General features: G+C 57.5%; 12 protein-coding genes. 10 read left to right on the top strand and 2 right to left on the bottom strand.

Going from position 1 to position 18,264, the window contains the following annotated elements; genetic code table 11:
* The first annotated feature begins 121 nt into the window (after positions 1 to 121).
* The 5 genes from LEP6406_RS0220930 to LEP6406_RS0220910 all read left to right on the top strand — a co-directional run bounded on the left by LEP6406_RS0220930 (position 122) and on the right by LEP6406_RS0220910 (position 5,884).
* On the top strand, positions 122 to 1,078 hold the full coding sequence (locus tag LEP6406_RS0220930; protein WP_008312290.1) for an RpoD/SigA family RNA polymerase sigma factor: 957 nt from the start codon (positions 122 to 124) through the stop codon (positions 1,076 to 1,078).
* Between the two features lie 143 nt (positions 1,079 to 1,221).
* Entirely contained in the window at positions 1,222 to 1,836 is a 615-nt protein-coding gene (locus tag LEP6406_RS29130; RefSeq protein ID WP_225886593.1) for an ATP-binding protein, read from the top strand.
* Positions 1,837 to 2,246: 410 nt separating this feature from the next.
* Positions 2,247 to 2,948: a COP23 domain-containing protein gene (locus LEP6406_RS0220920; protein ID WP_008312292.1), complete on the top strand. Its 702-nt coding sequence runs from the start codon at positions 2,247 to 2,249 to the stop codon at positions 2,946 to 2,948.
* A gap of 310 nt (positions 2,949 to 3,258) precedes the next feature.
* Complete coding sequence (locus LEP6406_RS0220915) at positions 3,259 to 4,230, top strand: class I SAM-dependent methyltransferase (protein WP_008312293.1); 972 nt, start codon at positions 3,259 to 3,261, stop codon at positions 4,228 to 4,230.
* A 148-nt stretch (positions 4,231 to 4,378) separates the two neighbouring features.
* Positions 4,379 to 5,884 (top strand): adenylate/guanylate cyclase domain-containing protein, encoded by a 1,506-nt coding sequence (locus tag LEP6406_RS0220910; RefSeq protein ID WP_008312294.1) that lies wholly within the window; start codon positions 4,379 to 4,381, stop codon positions 5,882 to 5,884.
* A gap of 106 nt (positions 5,885 to 5,990) precedes the next feature.
* Here LEP6406_RS0220910 and LEP6406_RS30605 read toward each other — a convergent pair whose 3' ends face one another.
* The gene (locus LEP6406_RS30605; RefSeq protein WP_008312295.1) at positions 5,991 to 7,517 is read right to left on the bottom strand and encodes a diguanylate cyclase domain-containing protein; all 1,527 of its coding nucleotides are present in this window, start codon (positions 7,515 to 7,517) and stop codon (positions 5,991 to 5,993) included.
* 713 nt (positions 7,518 to 8,230) lie between these two features.
* Here LEP6406_RS30605 and LEP6406_RS0220900 point away from each other — a divergent pair.
* The 5 genes from LEP6406_RS0220900 to LEP6406_RS0220880 all read left to right on the top strand — a co-directional run bounded on the left by LEP6406_RS0220900 (position 8,231) and on the right by LEP6406_RS0220880 (position 14,744).
* Positions 8,231 to 10,291, top strand: coding sequence for a serine/threonine-protein kinase (locus LEP6406_RS0220900; protein WP_008312296.1), 2,061 nt, complete (start codon positions 8,231 to 8,233; stop codon positions 10,289 to 10,291).
* Positions 10,292 to 10,544: 253 nt separating this feature from the next.
* Positions 10,545 to 11,984, top strand: coding sequence for an HTTM domain-containing protein (locus LEP6406_RS0220895; RefSeq protein WP_008312297.1), 1,440 nt, complete (start codon positions 10,545 to 10,547; stop codon positions 11,982 to 11,984).
* Between the two features lie 181 nt (positions 11,985 to 12,165).
* Positions 12,166 to 12,906, top strand: coding sequence for a substrate-binding periplasmic protein (locus LEP6406_RS0220890; protein ID WP_008312298.1), 741 nt, complete (start codon positions 12,166 to 12,168; stop codon positions 12,904 to 12,906).
* 45 nt (positions 12,907 to 12,951) lie between these two features.
* Positions 12,952 to 13,473 (top strand): GNAT family N-acetyltransferase, encoded by a 522-nt coding sequence (locus LEP6406_RS0220885; RefSeq protein WP_008312299.1) that lies wholly within the window; start codon positions 12,952 to 12,954, stop codon positions 13,471 to 13,473.
* Between the two features lie 44 nt (positions 13,474 to 13,517).
* Positions 13,518 to 14,744, top strand: coding sequence for a BaiN/RdsA family NAD(P)/FAD-dependent oxidoreductase (locus LEP6406_RS0220880; protein WP_008312300.1), 1,227 nt, complete (start codon positions 13,518 to 13,520; stop codon positions 14,742 to 14,744).
* Between the two features lie 374 nt (positions 14,745 to 15,118).
* On the opposite strand, the gene LEP6406_RS34485 is transcribed toward LEP6406_RS0220880, so the two are convergent.
* Entirely contained in the window at positions 15,119 to 18,145 is a 3,027-nt protein-coding gene (locus tag LEP6406_RS34485; protein ID WP_008312301.1) for an SUMF1/EgtB/PvdO family nonheme iron enzyme, read from the bottom strand.
* Positions 18,146 to 18,264: the final 119 nt, after the last annotated feature.

The following is an 18,264-nucleotide window of genomic DNA, read 5'->3' as shown; positions in this document are numbered from 1 at the left end:
ATATCACCCTAGGGAAGGATGCACCCACCATTTATTTCCCAGATACTAGTCACATAGTGGGGAGTGCAGTCATCGCCTCCTAAAGTCCCCCTGATGTATCAGCGATACACAACATTAATCTATGGGTACTCGAAAAACCTCCGACACCATTCAAGCCTACCTAAAGTCTATTGGTCGCGTTCCCCTGCTCACCCATGAGCAGGAGATCAACTATGGCAAGCAGGTTAAACAAATGATGGTGGTGCTGGCCCTACGAGAAGATCTGATGGAACCCTTGGGGGCAGAACCCTCTTGGGCGGCGTGGGCCGAGGAGACGGGTTTGGATGTGGAGACGTTGCAGGCCCAGGTCGCCGCTGGGGAAGCTGCTAAGAGCAAGATGATCGAGGCTAATCTACGGCTGGTAGTCTCCATTGCCAAGAAATATACCGATCGCAATCTGGACCTGCTGGATCTCGTGCAGGAGGGGTCTATTGGTCTCAACCGGGCGGTGGAAAAATTTGACCCGGCGAAGGGCTATCGCTTCAGTACCTATGCCTATTGGTGGATTCGGCAGGCCATGACTCGTGCGATCGCGGAAAAAAGTCGCACCGTGCGCTTGCCCATCCATGTAACGGAGACAATTAACAAGGTCAAGCGGGCTCAACGCCAGCTCTCTCAGCAGTTGGGGCGCATGGCGTCGGTGGAAGAGGTGTCTACTTTTCTAGATCTGACCTCTCAACAGGTGCGGGACTCGCTGCGTCATGCCCGCCGCCCGCTGTCTCTGGAGACGCGGGTGGGGGAAAACAATGATACGGAGCTGGCGGATCTGCTAGAGGCAGACACCGCTTCCCCGGAAGACTTTGCCACCCACCATTCTCTCCGCAGCGATTTGGAAGGGCTCCTAGCAGGGCTGACGGCCCAGCAACGGGAGGTGCTGATCTTGCGGTTTGGCCTTCAGGATGGCAATGCTCTGTCTTTGGCTAAGGTGGGTAAACTGCTCAATATTAGTCGGGAGCGAGTGCGCCAGTTGCAGCAGCAAGCGGTGAATAAGCTCCGTCAGCACCGCAATGAGCTGAAGGAATATATTGCAGTGGTTTAGCGGCGGCGGCTGGGATTTTGTAGACCTTAAGGACAAGCATACCCACCCCATTACCCCGCCATCATCCCCAGCCACCCGCCATAAAATAGGGACACTCGTCTTTCTATCCCCCCCTTACCATGTCCGCCCCCCTCTATTGCCATATGCTGATTGGCCCCCCCGGTAGTGGCAAATCTGCTCTGGCCCAACAGATGCAAGGACTGATCCCTCAAAGCTGCATCATCTCCACCGACCAAATCCGCCAAGATCTCTACGGCGACCCCACCCACCAAGGCCCCTGGACCGATATAGAAGCCAAGGTCAAAACCCAGATTTGCCATACTCTGGCCCACGGCCACAGCATTATCTATGACGCGACCAACGCCAAACGGGTTTGGCGCATGGGGCTGCTCCAGAGTCTTGCTCCCAGCACCCCAGCCTGGATCGGCTGGCACCTCACCACCCCCCTGGCCACCTGCCACCAGTGGAACCAGCAGCGATCTCGCACCGTTCCTCCTGCCGTGATTGATAGCCTGTACGCTGCCCTAAAACGGTTTCCTCCCCACCCGGAGGAAGGCTTCGTCGCCGTCTATGCCATTGATCCCCACCTCGTTGATCTCCACCTAGAGCCCAGCGTCATCTCAGCTAAATTGGCGGAACTAAGTCGCAGCCTCACCAATCGAGCCAACCGCACCTATACCAAGTCCAGCTCGAAATCTGGGGTTTCCCCACGGGAAAACTCCACTTCTGGACTTGGACAAGGTTTAGTGCTCAGTTAATTCTCAGTTAATGATTGATTGATGGGTAACCGAAACCTTGGAGTTTAGTTGGGGTTGAATTTTGAGAGTCTTCGACCCGTCAAAATTTTCCTGACGGAACACTAGCACGGAGAGAGTCAATACCTTGGGAGAGGTCGCAACCGTCTTGGGCTAACGGAGTCTGGGGATTGGGAACCCTGGGTACAGATAAGCCGTCAAGCCTGCCTAGGCTATAGGCAACTTTAGGTGTGAGTGGGTGGTTTGATGGGGCTTTGACTTAGCACTTGTGACTTGAGCCCTAAGGGCAACACAGGTTCCTACGGTAACGGTTGCAGTTACCAGCGCTATTGACACGGATAATGCGGGCAAGAGCTATGAGTCCCAGATCTACGAGTTCAACTACGAGTCCCAGATCTACGAGTACAGGATCTATGAATAACACTAGAAAAAACCGTTGGCAAAATCCTATGGCGGGCTCGGTCCCCCTCTCCCTAGCCTGGGTAGCTGGGGTTACCCTAGCGATGGGGCCGGGGCTGGTGGGCCAAGCGGCGGAGGGAGACGCGCCTGCGCCCGACACCACGCCTCGTTTTACCTGCCAACTCGATAATGGCCGCTATACGGTGATGTATTCTCCGGCCAGCGAACCGGGGCAGCGCTATGCCTGGGCGGTCCCTGAGGATATGGGGGCCGCTTGGCCAGCGGAACGCCGTTGCACGACGATTGCATCTCGTCTAGAGTCCTACCGCCCCGATGGGTTGGTAGAACTGCAAACAGGGTTGGAAAATGGCTATAACACCGTTTGCGTCACCACGGAAGCTGTGGCGAGCTGCCGCATTGTCTTTACGGTGCCCCAAGGACAAGACCCGGTAGCCACCCGCGATCGCGTTTTCAACAATCTGGCCCTAGCCGATCAGGGACAACGCACCGACGGCGTCACTACCCTCACGGGCAATGGCAGCACAGTCCTAGATCAACTGGGTCAAGTCTTAGGTAACACGGGTACCCTGGGACAACAGCGTTCCAGCGGGATTAACCTCAAGCCCTTCCTGGATGGAGCCGATGGCGGCACTGGAGTCCGTCTCGGTGGCAGCGCCACTCCCGGACGCCCCTTGAACCCTGACAATTTCCGGTAGACCCCGATTTCTGCCGGATTTCCGGGAGTCCCCTAGTCCTTTAATAGCCTGCTGAATAGCCGTCTTGTCCTAACGGACAAGACGGCTATTCAATTAAAAATGGACTGGGAGTTGGGCTGGGGATAGGGGGGCGAGTCCGTTTTAACGGACTTCTGCCCATCCGCCAGGGCAATTGATTCCTTGGCGGATGGGCAGCGAAGCTTAAGTCGAACTCAGGTTAATGACACTTCGGCGAACAAGGGGCTTCAGCCCCTTGCCCTAACCTGGATGGCCACTGCCCTACAATACGGGAGGCTGTATTGGAGGCGCTATGACCACTACCCTCAAGCCCGCCTGGGCCGGAGATGACTGGCTATCTCGGCTAGTGAATGTCTTGATTGGCACTAAGCCCCTCTATGCCCTGATGAAACGGCAGGCACGGCAGGTATTGATCAAGACCGCCGAGAAAAATGGCATCCCCTGGCGACAGACCCGAACCCATTGGGAAGATTCGGGAGTGTGCGATCGCATTTCGGGGGTGACCAACCCCAAAGTCACCTACCCCGATTACTACAAAATGCCTTTCCACGCCTATGGGGAGGGCAACTTGTGCTGGCAGGCCGCCTTTGAAGCCGAACCCGCCACCTACGCCATGGCCCTGCGGATCTGGCCCCAGGAGCCCCTGACCTGGCAAGCCGCCCAGGATCGGCTCCGCCACAGCTTTCACCAAGCCCTGGTCGATCACGGCCCCACCCAAGTTCAGGACGTGCTGGATATAGGCTGCTCCGTAGGCATTTCCACCCTGAGTCTGCATCGATTCTACTGTCAGCGCCAACTCCAGCATCCCCGCACCATTGGGCTAGATCTCTCCCCCTACATGCTGACGGTGGCCCAGGCACGGGACACAGCCAGGGAAATTGATCAATGGATCCATGCCCAGGCCGAGGCCACCGGGCTGCCCGACGCCAGCTTCGATCTCATCACCCTGCAATTTGTCACCCACGAACTGCCTCGCACTGCCACCCGCGCTATTTTTCAGGAATGCTTGCGGCTCCTGCGTCCAAGTGGCACCCTAGCCATTACGGACAATAATCCCCGGTCAACGGTGATCCAAAACCTGCCCCCGGTACTCTTTACCCTGATGAAAAGCACTGAACCCTGGAGCGACGACTACTACACCTTTGACATCGAAGCCGCCCTCGAAGAAATTGGCTTCCAGCCCCCAGTGACCCTAGCCACTGACCCCCGCCATCGGACTATTTTGGCCCGTTGTGATGACGCAATTTTCGGAACACGAGGATAACAGCAGTACAGTTTTGGGAAAGCTTAACCGTAATAACACGGGGTCTTGCAGAACCTTCGTGAAACGACCTCCCAGGCTATGGGATGCTGAAGCTTAAGAAAGCAACAGTCAAGGGTGAGGCTAGGGATCCGTACAGGGAGAATTTGCAATGGACGGTGAGGCAAAATTAGCGGTTCCTACGGAGAATACCTGGGCACAGCAGGCCGCGATTTTGCTCATTGATGATGATCCCGCTGGCATCCGAGCACTTTCAGCCCTACTGAGCCAACAGGGCTATCGGGTACGGCGATCGCTGCGGAGTCCCCAGGGCTTGCAATCGGCCCTAGCTGACCCGCCGGATTTGGTGTTAGTTGATGTGATGATGCCCGAAATGAATGGCTTTGAGTTGTGTCAGCAGCTCAAAGCATCCCCCCAAACCCAGGGAATTCCCGTCGTTTTTATCACCGCCTTGGGGGATGTGAATGATAAGGCCCGTGCCTTTGCCGTTGGGGGGGCGGACTACATCGTCAAACCCTTTCAGGCGGAGGAGGTGCTGATGCGGGTGCGGAATCAGATCACTCTCTTTCTACAACAGCAGCAACTCCTGGCCCAGAATCAACGCTTACAAGAGGCGGAAGCTAAATTTCGTCATATTTTCGAGAATGCCAGTGAGGGGATTTTTCAAACAAGCCTAGACGGTCAGTATTTAACGGTGAATCCAGCCTTGGCCCGCCTCTATGGCTACGAGTCTCCCCAGGACTTGATGGCAAATCTGACGGATGTGAGATCGCTCTACCTGAGTTCCAGCCGCCGCGAAGAACTACGAGCCTATCTAGATCAGTACGGTCAAATTCAAGCGGCTGAGTCGGAGATCCGCCGCCGGGATGGTTCTATCCTCTGGATCAGTGAAAATATTCGCCTCGTCCGTAATGAAGCGGGCCAACCACTCTTTTATGAAGGCACAGTGCAGGACATTACCGCCCGCCATCGGGCTGAAACAGAGGTGCGGAGCCAACGGTTACGAGCCGAGCGGCTGCTTCACAGCATTCTGCCCCACAAAATTGCCCGCACCCTGCAACAAAAGCCCCGCACCATTGCCGAAAAATTTGACTCGGTGACGGTGCTGTTTGCCGACTTGGTGGACTTTACGGAAATGTCTAGCCAGATGACTCCTGAGGCTTTGGTGAGTATGCTCAACAAAGTATTTTCTCTCTTTGACCAGTTGGTGGAGCGCCATGGGTTAGAGAAGATCAAAACTGTGGGGGATGAGTATATGGCGGCGGCGGGGCTGCCGGAACCCATGGTGGACCATGCCCTGCATGTGGCCCGTCTTGCCCTTGACATGCAGCGAGAAATTACGGGTTTTTGTGGTCCCGATGGCCGTCCCCTAGAACTCCGTATCGGCATGAGCAGTGGGCCGGTGATTGCTGGGGTGATTGGGCAGCACAAATTTGCCTACGATTTGTGGGGAGATACGGTGAATGTGGCGAGCCGCATGGAGTCTACGGGCTTACCGGGGCAAATTCAGGTGAGTGAAATCACCTATGAACTTTTGCAGGACTCCTTCGAGCTAGAGCCTCGGGGTGCGATCGCAGTTAAGGGCAAAGGTACCCTCACCACCTACTGGTTGGTCGGTGAACAGCGACTTGGAGAAGTGGGCAGTTGGTGTGCCTAGGTCTCAGTTGGCTAGCCAGACCTGATGTATGGCGGCTCTCACTCGGGTTAAGTCCGAGTAAGGGGCTTAAGCCCCTTGTTCGCCGAAGTGTCATTAAAAGGCTGTCTTACTCAGCCCAGCGTATTTGGTTGCGCCCCTCTGCCTTGGCGCGGTAGAGGGCTTGATCGGCACGGCAAATGTAGTCACTGATAGTCTCGGGGAAGGGTGCCGTACTACTGACCCCACCGATACTGACCGTCAGGTAAGGACTGATGGGGGAGGCAGTGTGAAGGATCTGGCGCTGGGCAAGCAACTGTTGAATGCGATCGCTGATGCGTTGAGCTCCAATGCGCTTGGTATGGGGCAGCACTAGGGCAAATTCTTCGCCACCGTAGCGAAAAACGCGATCGTGGGGACGCTTTACGGCCTCCCGCAAGACTTGGGCGACAAGACGCAAACACCGATCTCCCTCAGGATGGCCATAGGTGTCGTTATAGAGTTTGAAATGATCAATATCAATGAGTAGTAGAGATAGGACATCCCCACCCTTTTGGTCTTCCAGGGTCCAGGCTTGGTGGAGGTACTCGTCTAAGTAGCGACGGTTGCCCACCTGGGTTAAGGGATCAATACGGGACTGCTGCCGCAGCTCGGTGTTCGCCCTTTGGAGTTGCGCTAGAAGATGCTGCTGACGGGCGGCAATCCCCATCTGGCGGGCGATTTGGCCCAGTAAGATCAGTTCCGTGGGCTGCCATGGACGGGGCTGCTGGCAATGATGGAGCACTAGCAGTCCCAGACAATCCTCTTGATGGCAGATGGGCAGAGTCACATAGGCTTGTACCCCCAGTGCCACTAGGGGCAAGTAGGCAGGGTCATGGCTGGGGAGTTGACTGAGGTGGGTGATGACCCGACAGGCTGGAGCTAGAGCAATGGCGGGATAGGGCCTGGTGGTAAAGGGAGGGTCTACACCTGCGCTAGCCCTGCCCTGCCCCAGGGCCTCCGCCCGCAAACGGTAGGGACCGGAGACGTCTAGGCTGTAGATTAGCACTCGATCCACCTGAAGCTCTGCCTGAATCGCCGTGGCGACCTGCTTAAACAAATGATCCAAGTCCGGGGCCGCGTGGATTTGTTCTGTAATCTGGGCCAAGAACTGTCCTTGGCGCACCTGCCGCTGGAGTTGGGCTTCCACCTGATGGCGGCGGATAATTTCCCCTTGGAGCTGACGGTTGTGCTCCTCCAGCAACCGCTGCTGTCGTCGCAGGGTAATTTGGTGCTGCACTCGGGCCAAGACCTCTGCTCCTTCAAAGGGCTTGGTAATATAGTCAGCCCCGCCCTGGGCAAAGGCGCGGGTTTTGCTCTCAGTCTGGTTCAGGGCGCTGAGGAAAATCACGGGGATGGCGGCGGTGAGGGGGTTGGCTTTGAGGTGGCGACAGACTTGGTAACCATCCATCTCTGGCATGAGGATGTCGAGCAAAACCAGATCCGGAGGCTCAAGGCGGGCAGCCTGAAGTGCGATCGCACCGGAGCGACTTTTGCGGACGCGATAGCCTTCTTGGCTGAGCAATTGGCCCAACAGCCGCAGGTTGTCAGGAATATCGTCCACGACCAGCAGGGTGGCAGTGTCTGTAACGGCATTGACCTGGGGAAGAGAAAGCACAGACAAGGTAGATAGAGACCATGATGGAACGTTGCCGATAACGGCGGAGGGCCGGGGCTGGAGCCACCAGGCCAGCCTTCCAACCTTAAGACGCTTCCATCTCAAGACGCTCCGGAGTCTCACTGCGACAGGCCCAAGGAGCTAAATTCGCAGTCTTGACCAGGACATTTTTGTAGATGGAATACTCATTTGGGACACTTTAGGGACGATCTAGTCGTAGGACCAATCAGGTTGCTTTAGAGTGCCCTAGGGCGATAAAAATAGGCCAGCCCCTCTGTCTCTGGGTTAGCTGCTGTATATACACATCTTTGCCCTCACCCCCAAGCTCTATCGGGCAGGCTAAGCCTTTCTTGAATGCCGCTAGGCTATACAGTTCCCCTCTTCCCTCTTCCCCCTATGCTCTACAGGCAGGCAAAGCTAACGACAAGCTCAGGGACCTGGCAGAGGGGGATAGCCTGACGGCATTCAAGAAAGGGGGATGTAGAGCTACTCTTCGAGAAGCCGCTTCGCGTCTAGTGCTTTTCCGAAAGGGCGGGGCAAGCCCTGTCCGAAAGGGTTTCAGGACTTATGTATACACGATAGCTCTGGGTTAGAGGGCAAGGGTGAGGGGCGCTATCATTCCTGGGAACCATCTAAGCCAGAAAATAGAGCTGGATAACGGTCCAGTAGTGCGACATCCTTAACGCAGGGAATGCTATCTACCCTTTGAGTGCATGAGTCTCTGTATCAATCCGAGTTGCCTCCAGCCTGACCACCCCGAGAATGATCGTAACGACCTCTGCCAGAGTTGTGGCGGTCCGTTGATCTTGCAAGGGCGCTATCGGGTCATGCGGGAGCTGAGCAACACTACAGGCTTTGGTACAGTTTACGAAGCCTATGAGCGCAATATACCCAAAATTCTCAAGGTTCTGCGCCGCGATCGCGCTCGTGATCCCAAGGTTCTAACCCTGTTTCACCACGAGGCGGCGGTGCTCAGCCACATTCGCCATCCCGGTGTACCCTACGTCGCTGAGGATGGGTACTTTACCGTGCTGCCACCGGAGAGTCAGGAGCCTCTCCACTGCATCATCATGGAGAAAATTGACGGCCTCAATCTCCGCCAGTGGATGCAGCAGCAGGGCAACCATCCCATCAGTGAGCAACAGGCCATTCAGTGGCTGACCCAACTCACCGATATCTTGCAGCGTGTCCATCAACAAAATTACTTCCATCGGGATATCAAGCCAGATAATGTGATGCTCCGGGCTAACGGCCAAGTGGTTTTGGTGGATTTTGGGGCCGCGCGGGAGATGACCGCAACCTATCTAGCCCAGGTGAAGAGTCAGGGCGGCATTACCCAAATCAGCTCAGCAGGCTATACGCCCCCAGAACAGGAACAGGGGCAGGCGGTACCCCAGTCCGACTTCTATGCCCTGGGCCGTACCCTGATCTATCTCCTCACCGCTCTCTCCCCGACTGACTCCGCTATTTACGATCCCCTGACCAACCACTTTGACTGGCGGCCCCATGCCCCCCAAGTGTCTGACGACTTGGCCCAATTGCTGAATCGCCTGATTGCTCCCCGCGTCGTCGATCGTCCCCCCACGGCTCAGGCTATTTTAGACACCCTCAATCAACTGGCCATAGGCCGCTGGGCGGCAGCGGGCGACTCTGCCACCGCGATGCCGGACTACACCTTTCTGCCCTCTGATGGCACCTCAGTCATGGGGAAACGGTTGCATCCGTCCCTGGGGCTGGCCTCAGGGGGGCGGCTCCAGCGGAGCTTAGGGACGGCGGCGATACTGGTAACCCTAGGCGCGATCGCAACTACAGGACTCTGGTGGCGCAATCACCTAGCGACAGAATTAGCAATAGAAATTGTGGCCCCAGCCGAGTTGCCCACTGTCACCACCCAACTCCAACGCACCCTCCCCGGCCATACCAGTTCCGTCAATGCCCTAGGGCTCCTATCCGACGGCGGCAGAATCCTGAGCGCCAGCGCCGATAAAAGTGTTCTCCTGTGGGATTTGCGTACAGGGCAAGTGCTCCACGCCTTTAGAGACCAGCCCAGCTTTGTGAATGGGGCACTTCTGAGCCCAGATGAGACCATTCTCTACAGCGGCACCGCCGCCGGAACCCTCCAGGCCATCGACATCGATTCCGGTATCCCCCGCTGGGAATACACTGCCGCCCCCACAGCCTTCAATGTCCTTGCCCGGACCCCCGATGGGCAACAGATTATGATCGGGGGAGCCGATGGCACTATCCACATTGTGCAAGCCCAAACCGGGGAACTCCTGCGGACCATCTCCGCCCACCAAGGCGCAGTCAACACCCTCGCAGCCACAGCCGATGGACAAGCCCTGATCAGTGGTGGCAGCGATCGCCACATCTACATCTGGACCTTAGCCACGGGCGAACTTCAGCAAACCCTCAGGGGTCACGATAGCTTTGTCAATTACCTGTTGGTCAGCCTGGATGGCCGCTACCTGTTCAGCGCCAGCGCTGACAAAACCGTGCGCCAATGGGATCTGACGACAGGACAAGTCCTCAGGACTCTCAAAGGCCACCGCAGCTACGTCAATGTGCTAGCCCTCAGTCGGGATGGCCAAACCCTCAGCAGCGGCAGCGCCGATGAAACCGTCGTGATCTGGGATATTGCCACGGGTAATCCTCTCCAGCGCCTCACCGGATTCGCCATGACCATCGACCACCTTGTCTTAGCCACCGGTAATCAGGTGGTCACCGCCAGCCGGACCACCCCCGCTATTAAGGTTTGGACTGCCGATCAGTAGTACAAGCTATAGAAACATCCCAGGGCAGACTTAGGACCCTGGATCCTTGTAATGGGCAATTTTTAATGGGCAATTTTGGGGTCTAATTCTTGTGGGTTAGGCATCTTGCCTGACCGTGACCAGCCAGGACGGCTATCTCACGTGATTTGATCTCTACAGGATATTTCATCCCCCATGCTGGAATAATGGCTGGAAACTTCGGGCTCCGAATCGCGGTCTAGGGGCTATAGTATCTGTCTTTCTAGCTGAGACCATGGTGCAGTTCCTCGCCGTCTGGCGGCGGCAGCTCTTTCAACCCATCGATATTGCCTCCCTGGTCTACTTCCGCATTGCCTTTGGGGCGATCATGATTTGGGAGGTGTGGCGCTACTTCACTAAGGGCTGGATTAGCCGCTACTGGATCGATCCGGTGATGAACTTCACCTACTACGGCTTTCATTGGGTGCAGCCGTTGCCGGGGATTGGCCTGTACCTTTTATGGGCAGCCATGGGGCTATGGGCCTTGGCGATGATGGTGGGCTGGTACTACCGTCTCTGTGCCATCCTGTTCTTTCTGGGCTTTACCTACAGCTTTTTGCTGGAGCAGGCGCGGTATCTAAATCACTTTTATTTGGTCTGCCTGATTAGCTTCCTGCTGATTTTTATGCCTGCCCATCGGGCCTTTTCGGTGGATGCTTGGCGACGACCTGCGATCGCGGCTTCAGTCGTCCCCGCCTGGACCCTGTGGCTGCTGCGCGCCCAGCTTGGGCTGGTTTACTTCTATGCCGGAGTCGCCAAGCTAAACGAAGACTGGTTTCGAGCCGAACCTCTCCGCAGTTGGTTGGCCCGCCGCACCGACTTCCCCCTCATTGGTCATTTGTTTACCGAGGAGTGGATGGTCTATTTCCTCAGCTACAGTGGCCTGCTGCTGGATTTGTTTATCACCCCCTTTCTGATTTGGCGACGGACCCGGTGGGCCGCCATCGCCCTTGCCACCAGCTTTCACTTGATCAATGCGCGACTCTTTTCCATCGGCATCTTTCCCTGGTTTATGATCGCCGCCACCCTGCTGTTTCTAGCCCCTGGCTGGCCTCGTCAGTTGGGGCACTGGGTCACCTCTAGGGGCAGAAGCACCGAGCCCTTGCCCTCTCGGCCCCGAGGCCGGATTTCCCGAGTTGCGCCCATCCACCTACGCCGATCGGCCATCCTTGGTTTTCTGGGCTTGTATTTGGCTTGGCAGGTTCTGTTTCCTCTCCGCCATTTTCTCTACCCCGGCAATGTCAACTGGACCTACGAAGGGCATCAGTATGCTTGGCACATGAAGCTGCTCAGCAAGCAAGCCCAGGTGGAATACATTGTCATTGATCGTGCCACCAACCAAACCTGGTTTGTGAATCCTGAAGCCTATCTACAACGCTGGCAGGCCCGTAAAATTGGCAGTCGTCCGGATTTGATTCTGCAATTCGCCCACTTTCTGGCATCGGAGGCTGCCGAGGCAGGTTATCCCGATGTGGAGGTGCGGGCTGATGTCACCCTAGCGCTGAATGGTCGCCCCTATGCCCGCTTTGTGGACCCAGAGGTGGATCTGGTCCATGAACGGCGGACCTTAGCCCCTAAGGCTTGGGTCTTGCCTATGGGAGCGGAAATCGCCACTGAGCCCTACCCTGTTGGCCCTGATACTACGGAATCCTTAACCGAATCGGCAGAAGAATAGGCTATGGAATTTGGGGCAGATCCCATGGCGGATGACAGTTCTGGGGGGTGAGAGGTCTCTTTGCAAAGGGGGGCGACCCTGCTACTGTCCATGGCAGTTATCAATAAAATAAATCACAAATACTCCTGTCGGGATTTGTCGTTTACCGCTTCCCCGTGTTATTAGGAAGACTGAGGTTTCTGTGAGCTATTTGCTGAGCGTGCCTACCGCAGTCGAGTCCATTACCGTCGAGCCCGGTCAGCTTCGCATCGTCACCAGCGCCATTGAAGCTCGTCCCATGAGCTTTGTTGATGGCGGTGAGTGGATGGGCTATGAGCCCGCTGTGGCTCGGGCCGTATGTAAACGCCTCAACCTAGAACCGGTCTGGTGTGCCTTGCCCTTACAAAAGCTCTATCTAGAGCTGAGTAAGGGTCAGCATGACGTGGTCTGGTTCAATCAAGCGATTACCCAAGAGCGGCGAGCTTGGGCCGACTTTACTCGGCCCTATGGCCGCTTTGACACAGCAGTGTTGGTCCGGGAAGAAAGCCCCATTACCCGCAAGGAAGACCTCAGCGGTCGGCAGTTGGGCATTTTGAGCGGCAGCACCAGCCATACTCTGGCGGAGGTTTTTCCGCCTGATGTGGTGATGGTGCCCTTTAGCTGCGATGACCCGATCCCTGAAACCCTCCTGAATGCCCTCCGCCAGGGACGCATCGACGCCATTATGGAGGATGAGCTGGTGCTAATGGCGGCGGAGGCCCAGGATACAAGCTTGCGGGTGGCGTTTCAGATTCCCACTCAGCGGCCTTTTGGGGTGGGGGTGTTGCCGGGAAACCGGGAACTGCTGGAGGCGTTAAATGATACCCTCAATGGTCTAATTGCTGATGGCACTCTGGCAAAGCTCTGGGCGCAGTGGATTCCCTACAGGAGCTATCCCTTTTAGGGTTTTCTTTTAGGGGGGTATGGGTAGTCGCTATCTCCATGACAAATGATCTCTACCGCATCCATTACCCTACGGCCTACGATTGAGGCGGATCTGGCCTTTGTGCGGGCAGCGGAGCAGGCGGCGGAGAATGCCTGCTTTATTCGCCAATGGACCAGGGAGCGCCATTGGCAGGCTTGTACTCATCCTGACGAGCGCCATTGGATTGTGATGAATGCCGAAGCGGAGTCCGTGGGCTATGTCATCTTGGTAGGGGTGAAAAACCCAGACCAAAGTCTGCTGATCCAGCGCTTAGTGATTACGGCAAAGGAACAGGGCTATGGACGGGCCACCCTGATTCAGGTGCTATGTCGTGCGTTCCATGAGTTCAAGGCTCACCGAGTGTGGCTGGATGTGGTCACAACTAACGATCGCGCCCGCCACTTGTATCAAACCCTGGGGTTTGTTACGGAGGGTTGTCTGCGGGAGTCGATCAAAACTTCTGAGGGGTTTGCCTCGGCGGAAATTATGTCGATCCTGCGGCCTGAGTTTTTACGTTTGAGTTCTCAAGGACGGGGAGACGGCTGATAGGCTAATCCTGCCCCGTTTGCCTAGGTGAGGTTTGTGGGCTGATGAAAACCCTCAATGTTGTGGTGATCGGGGGCGGCGCGGCGGGCTTCTTTGGTGCGATCGCAACTGCCGAGGCCCATCCCCAGGCGCGGGTGGTGCTGCTAGAGGCGGCGACGGATCCCCTAGCCAAAGTCCGTATTTCCGGGGGTGGGCGCTGCAACGTCACCCACCATTGCTTTGACCCGGCCCTCTTGGTGCCCCACTATCCTCGGGGTGGAAAAGCCCTGCGGGGAGCCTTCAGCCGCTTTCAGCCTCGGGATACGGTGGCCTGGTTCGAGACACGGGGGGTCAAGCTGAAGGTGGAAGCTGATGGGCGCATGTTCCCGGTCACGGACGACTCGGAAACCATCATCAACTGTTTAGAGGGGGAGGCGCGACGGTTAGGGGTACGGGTGCGATCGCGGGCTGCCGTTCAATCGGTCCAGCGCCAAGGGGTCGGCTTCACGGTGCATCTGCGGGCTGGGGAAGTCCTGGAGTGCGATCGCATTCTCCTAGCGACGGGCAGCAGTCTCCAGGGCCATCGCATTGCCGCTGCCCTAGGCCACACTATTGAGTCCCCTGTTCCCTCCCTGTTTACCTTTACAGTGCCCGATGGTGCCTTACGTGCCTTGGCGGGGGTGGCGGTGGAGCCCGTAGATCTGAAATTGACGGTGGTTGGCGGTAAACCCCTGATCCAGTCGGGGCCGCTGCTGATCACCCATTGGGGTCTGAGTGGGCCAGCGGTGCTCAAACTCTCCGCCTGGGGCGCACGGCTGCTGCACGACCAGCGCTATCGAGGGGAACTAACGATCAACTGGCTGCCCGATATGTCCCTAGAGGCATTGCGTGAAGCACTACAACTTATGCGGCAGCAGACTCCCAAACGTGCGATCGCAACTTCCAGTCCGGTAGACCTGCCCCGGCGACTCTGGCGCTATCTGGTGGCACGGGCAGACCTGGCGGAAACCCTGACCTGGGCCAATCTACCCAAAGCTGGGCTCAATCGTCTGGTGACGGAATTGCATCAGGGGCATTATGCCCTACAGGGCAAAGGGGCTTTTAAGGATGAATTTGTCACCTGTGGCGGGGTCAAACTGGAGGAGGTGGACTTCAAGACGCTCCAGAGCCGCCGCTGCCCCGGCCTCTTTTTGGCCGGGGAAATCCTAGACATCGACGGGGTGACGGGGGGGTTTAACTTTCAGAGCGCCTGGACAACAGGGTGGCTAGCGGGGCAATCTCTGGGGACGTAAGGGATTTGCACACAAATAAAGTCCCATCCGTAAGGGGTGGGACAGTGGGGTGACATCCCCGTAGGGGCAGGTTTGGCCGATCGCTGGCAATACCTGGGGATAAGGGTACGCTCAAAACCTGCCCCGGCCACCACCGGGAAGGGACCGGATTGCCGATGATCAAGATCGGAATGGTGGTGGTCATGGGTAGGGCGGGTTTTGATGGCGGGATGTGGGTCGAATGATATCCCCGTAGGGGCAGGTTTGACCGATCGTTGTCGATACCTGGGGGCAAGGGTACGCTCAAAACCTGCCCCGGCCATCACCGGGATGGGGCCGGATTGCGTCAAAAGCCCTGTACCGTAGGCATTGAGTGCTCTTGTCACCCGTTAAATTCAACAGGACACCCGAAACCCAACGGTGTGAAATCGTTGGGTATATACGTAGGTAACTCGACAAGCTGAACGACAGGTACTTGGAGCGTCAAGCCATGCTCCACCGCGTAAAACCCTTCTGTTACTGTGGTTTTGTCCCTCTATCCAAGCACTCCCATCTGTGGGTGCTCCCTCATAATTGTTATGCCATGGATCTTGACACCACTCTAAAATATTGCCATGTGTATCGTAGAGACCAAAAGCATTAGGAGGAAACTGTCCTACGGATAGCGTTCGCTCACGATAGGTTCCTTTTGGGCCGGGGCCATAGGATCCGCTAATAATGCTATTACCCTGTATCTCATCGGTCCCACAGTAGTTGGCAAGTTCTGTAGTGATCGTTAGCCCGTAGTGAAACGGTGTCTCTGTGCCTGCACGGCAGGCATATTCCCACTCAGCCTCACTGGGTAGGCGAAATATTTGTCCTGTCACTGTCGAGAGTTTTTCGCAGAAAGCGATAGCATCATGCCATGAAACACCTTCCATCGGATTGTCTTGCCCAGGGAAATAGGTTGGGTTGCGACCCATCACCGCCTCGTACTGGGCTTGGGTGACGGCAAACTTACCCAGCCAAAACTCCGGCACCGTCACCCGGTGGCGGGGCTGTTCATCGCTGTAGCTACCCTCTTCCTCTGGATCTGAGCCCATCCAAAACTCCCCAGGGGGGATTTGCACCAGATCTAGGGTCACCCCACCGGGCAGATCTACCGTGTGGCTGGGGGGTGGCGGCACCAGGGCAATGGTTTGGTGGTGGGCATCGGTCACCGTCACCACCAGCAAATCGCTCAGGTGGCCCAGCTTCCGCAGCCCTTCCCCCGCCTGTACCCGCACCACCCCCACCTCCGTCTCGTCGCCAAACACCTGCTCCAGGAGGAGCACACAACCGGGATCTGTCCCTACTGGCGTTTCTATCTGCGTTTTTATCTGCGTCCCTAGGGTGGCATTCTGGGCTGGCCGTAGGGCCAACTGCACCAGGTTTTGCATCGCCGCCACCCGCACCTCTGGCACGTCGCGGCGATGGCCAAGGCACTGGCGCAACCGGGTCTCCAGGGCCGAGATATCCCCCTGCACCGCCATCAGGGCGGTCATGGCGGCAACGCGCACCGGGGTTTCCTGCTGGGGAGAGGTCAGCACCTTCACCAGATCAGGAATGGCCTTGGCAGCATAGATGCCCTCCTGGCGCAGGTTATCAATGGCCTGGGTCAGGTAGCGGTCATCGTTGTCGTAGAGGTCATCGATCAGCTTGCTGATGCGCTGCCGTCGCCGTGCCTGCTCCAGGGCCACCTCGTCCAGCTCCGCCCGTTGGTTGAGCCCCTCCAGCACCTCTGCGGGTAACTGCTTGCGGTGGGGTTCACAGCAGTTCCGCACCGCCAGCAAAAAGCCCTGCATGGCGGCAATATTTTCGGGTTCGGCATCCACGGTTTCTAAAAACAATTGCCAACCGGAGTCCAGATCGGTGCCTTGGCAATAGTCCACCACCTGCAAGGCCGCCAGGTATTCCGCCACCGGATCGAGGACGATGCGCACCGTGGTTTCCCCTAGAGAGGTTTGCACCAAGCCCAGGGGTGCTTGCAGATAGGCAAGACGTTCGGCAGCGGTACCGGGGTCAGCGGCGGTGAGGGCCGCTAGGACGGCGGTACGGGGGGCGGCGGCAGGGCGGTAGGTGGCCCGCAGGCATTCCCAGGCCACAAGCTGAGCATCCCGCCGCAGGGTATCGTTGTCGCAGCGGCGGGGGGCGGCTATCTGTTCCGGGCGATTGAGCCAGCACAGGTAGCGCAACATTAGCTCCGGGATGTTGTCTGGCAGTTGGGCGGTTTTCAGGCCGCCGACATCGATAATTTGATCCACATAGAGGCGCACCAGCAGGGCGGTGGCCTTTTGCAGCGTGGCGGCCATCATCCGCGACAGGCGGGTGCAGGCGCTAAAAAATTCGCCGTCGTCTTCAAACAGATTGCGTTTGTCCTGGGCCTCTAGGTAGGGCTGGATAAAGCTGGAGAGGTGTTCTCCCTCGATCTTGCGGGGTTCCAAGACATGGGGGGCGGCGCGGCCCAGGGCTTTTTCCGGCAGGCGAGAGGTGATGATTAGGGCATTGATGGGGGTCGCGTCGAGGGCAGCTTGCAGGGCGCGATAGCCCTCGTCGCTCAGCTCTGAGACATGGTCCAAAATCACCAAAATGCGTCGCTGGCGCAGTAGGGCGATCAGCAGTTCCTCGGCAATGAAGCTGCCGTCGGCGGTGCGGGGCAGTTGGGTTTGCAGGATGGTGAGCAGGGGGGTATCGCCCAATTCCTGCTCGATCAGCATTGGCACCATCCGGTAGGGAGCCAGGGCGGGGGAATGGTCTTGGCGCTGGCGCTGGCGCTGGCGCTGGCGCTGGCCGGAGGTCTTTTCTGGCCCTAGCCCCCAGCGGGCAATCTGGCAGGCGAGGCTGGTTTTACCCACGCCTCCCTCTCCCACCAACAGTAGGCAAGGGGCAGAGTGCTGGAACCGGGGCCGCAGATCCGCCGGGGTGAGGTGATCCACAGGCTGGCCATCCAGCCAGATCTGGATCGGGATGTGGATGGTGCGAGCCTCGACGGTGGGCATCCGGAGAAAGGTGGCCCGCACTTCGGGCAGCACATCCGCCACCCAGCAATCCAAGACGCGGGGTCGGTATTTCAGCCACAGCAGGAGGCCGATGGGCAGGTCAATAGGGGTATTGGGGATTTTGAGTTGGCCGGGGAGCCACAGTAGGCAACGGGGCGTGAACCCCAGCGCCAGCAGGTAGACCAGGGCGAAGCCGCCGACAGTGGCCAGTGCTTTGGTCAGGGTGGGGTGGGCCTGTAGCCAAGGCGGGGGATTGGGGGGCAACTGGGCCAGGGGGCGGCGACTAGCCCCCCAGGCAATGGGACTGGGCTCCACTTGGAGGGGCATGGCCAAGGATGGCGGGGTCAGTGCGATCGCCTCTACGGGCGCAATCAACCAGAGCAGCATCAACCAAACTTGCGCCATAGACCCATGCCGGGAGAAATAGTAATGTTCCGAAATGTTCGGAATTATGCCCAGAGTATACCCACCCCCTCAGCCCCGAGGCTAATCCCATCACGGTGCATCGCTTCGTGGCTGCACCC

This window comes from Leptolyngbya sp. PCC 6406, assembly GCF_000332095.2.
Lineage (GTDB): Bacteria > Cyanobacteriota > Cyanobacteriia > Phormidesmidales > Phormidesmidaceae > PCC-6406.
The sequence above is the reverse complement of the archived record's forward strand: the minus strand, read 5'-3'. Positions and strand labels throughout refer to the sequence as shown.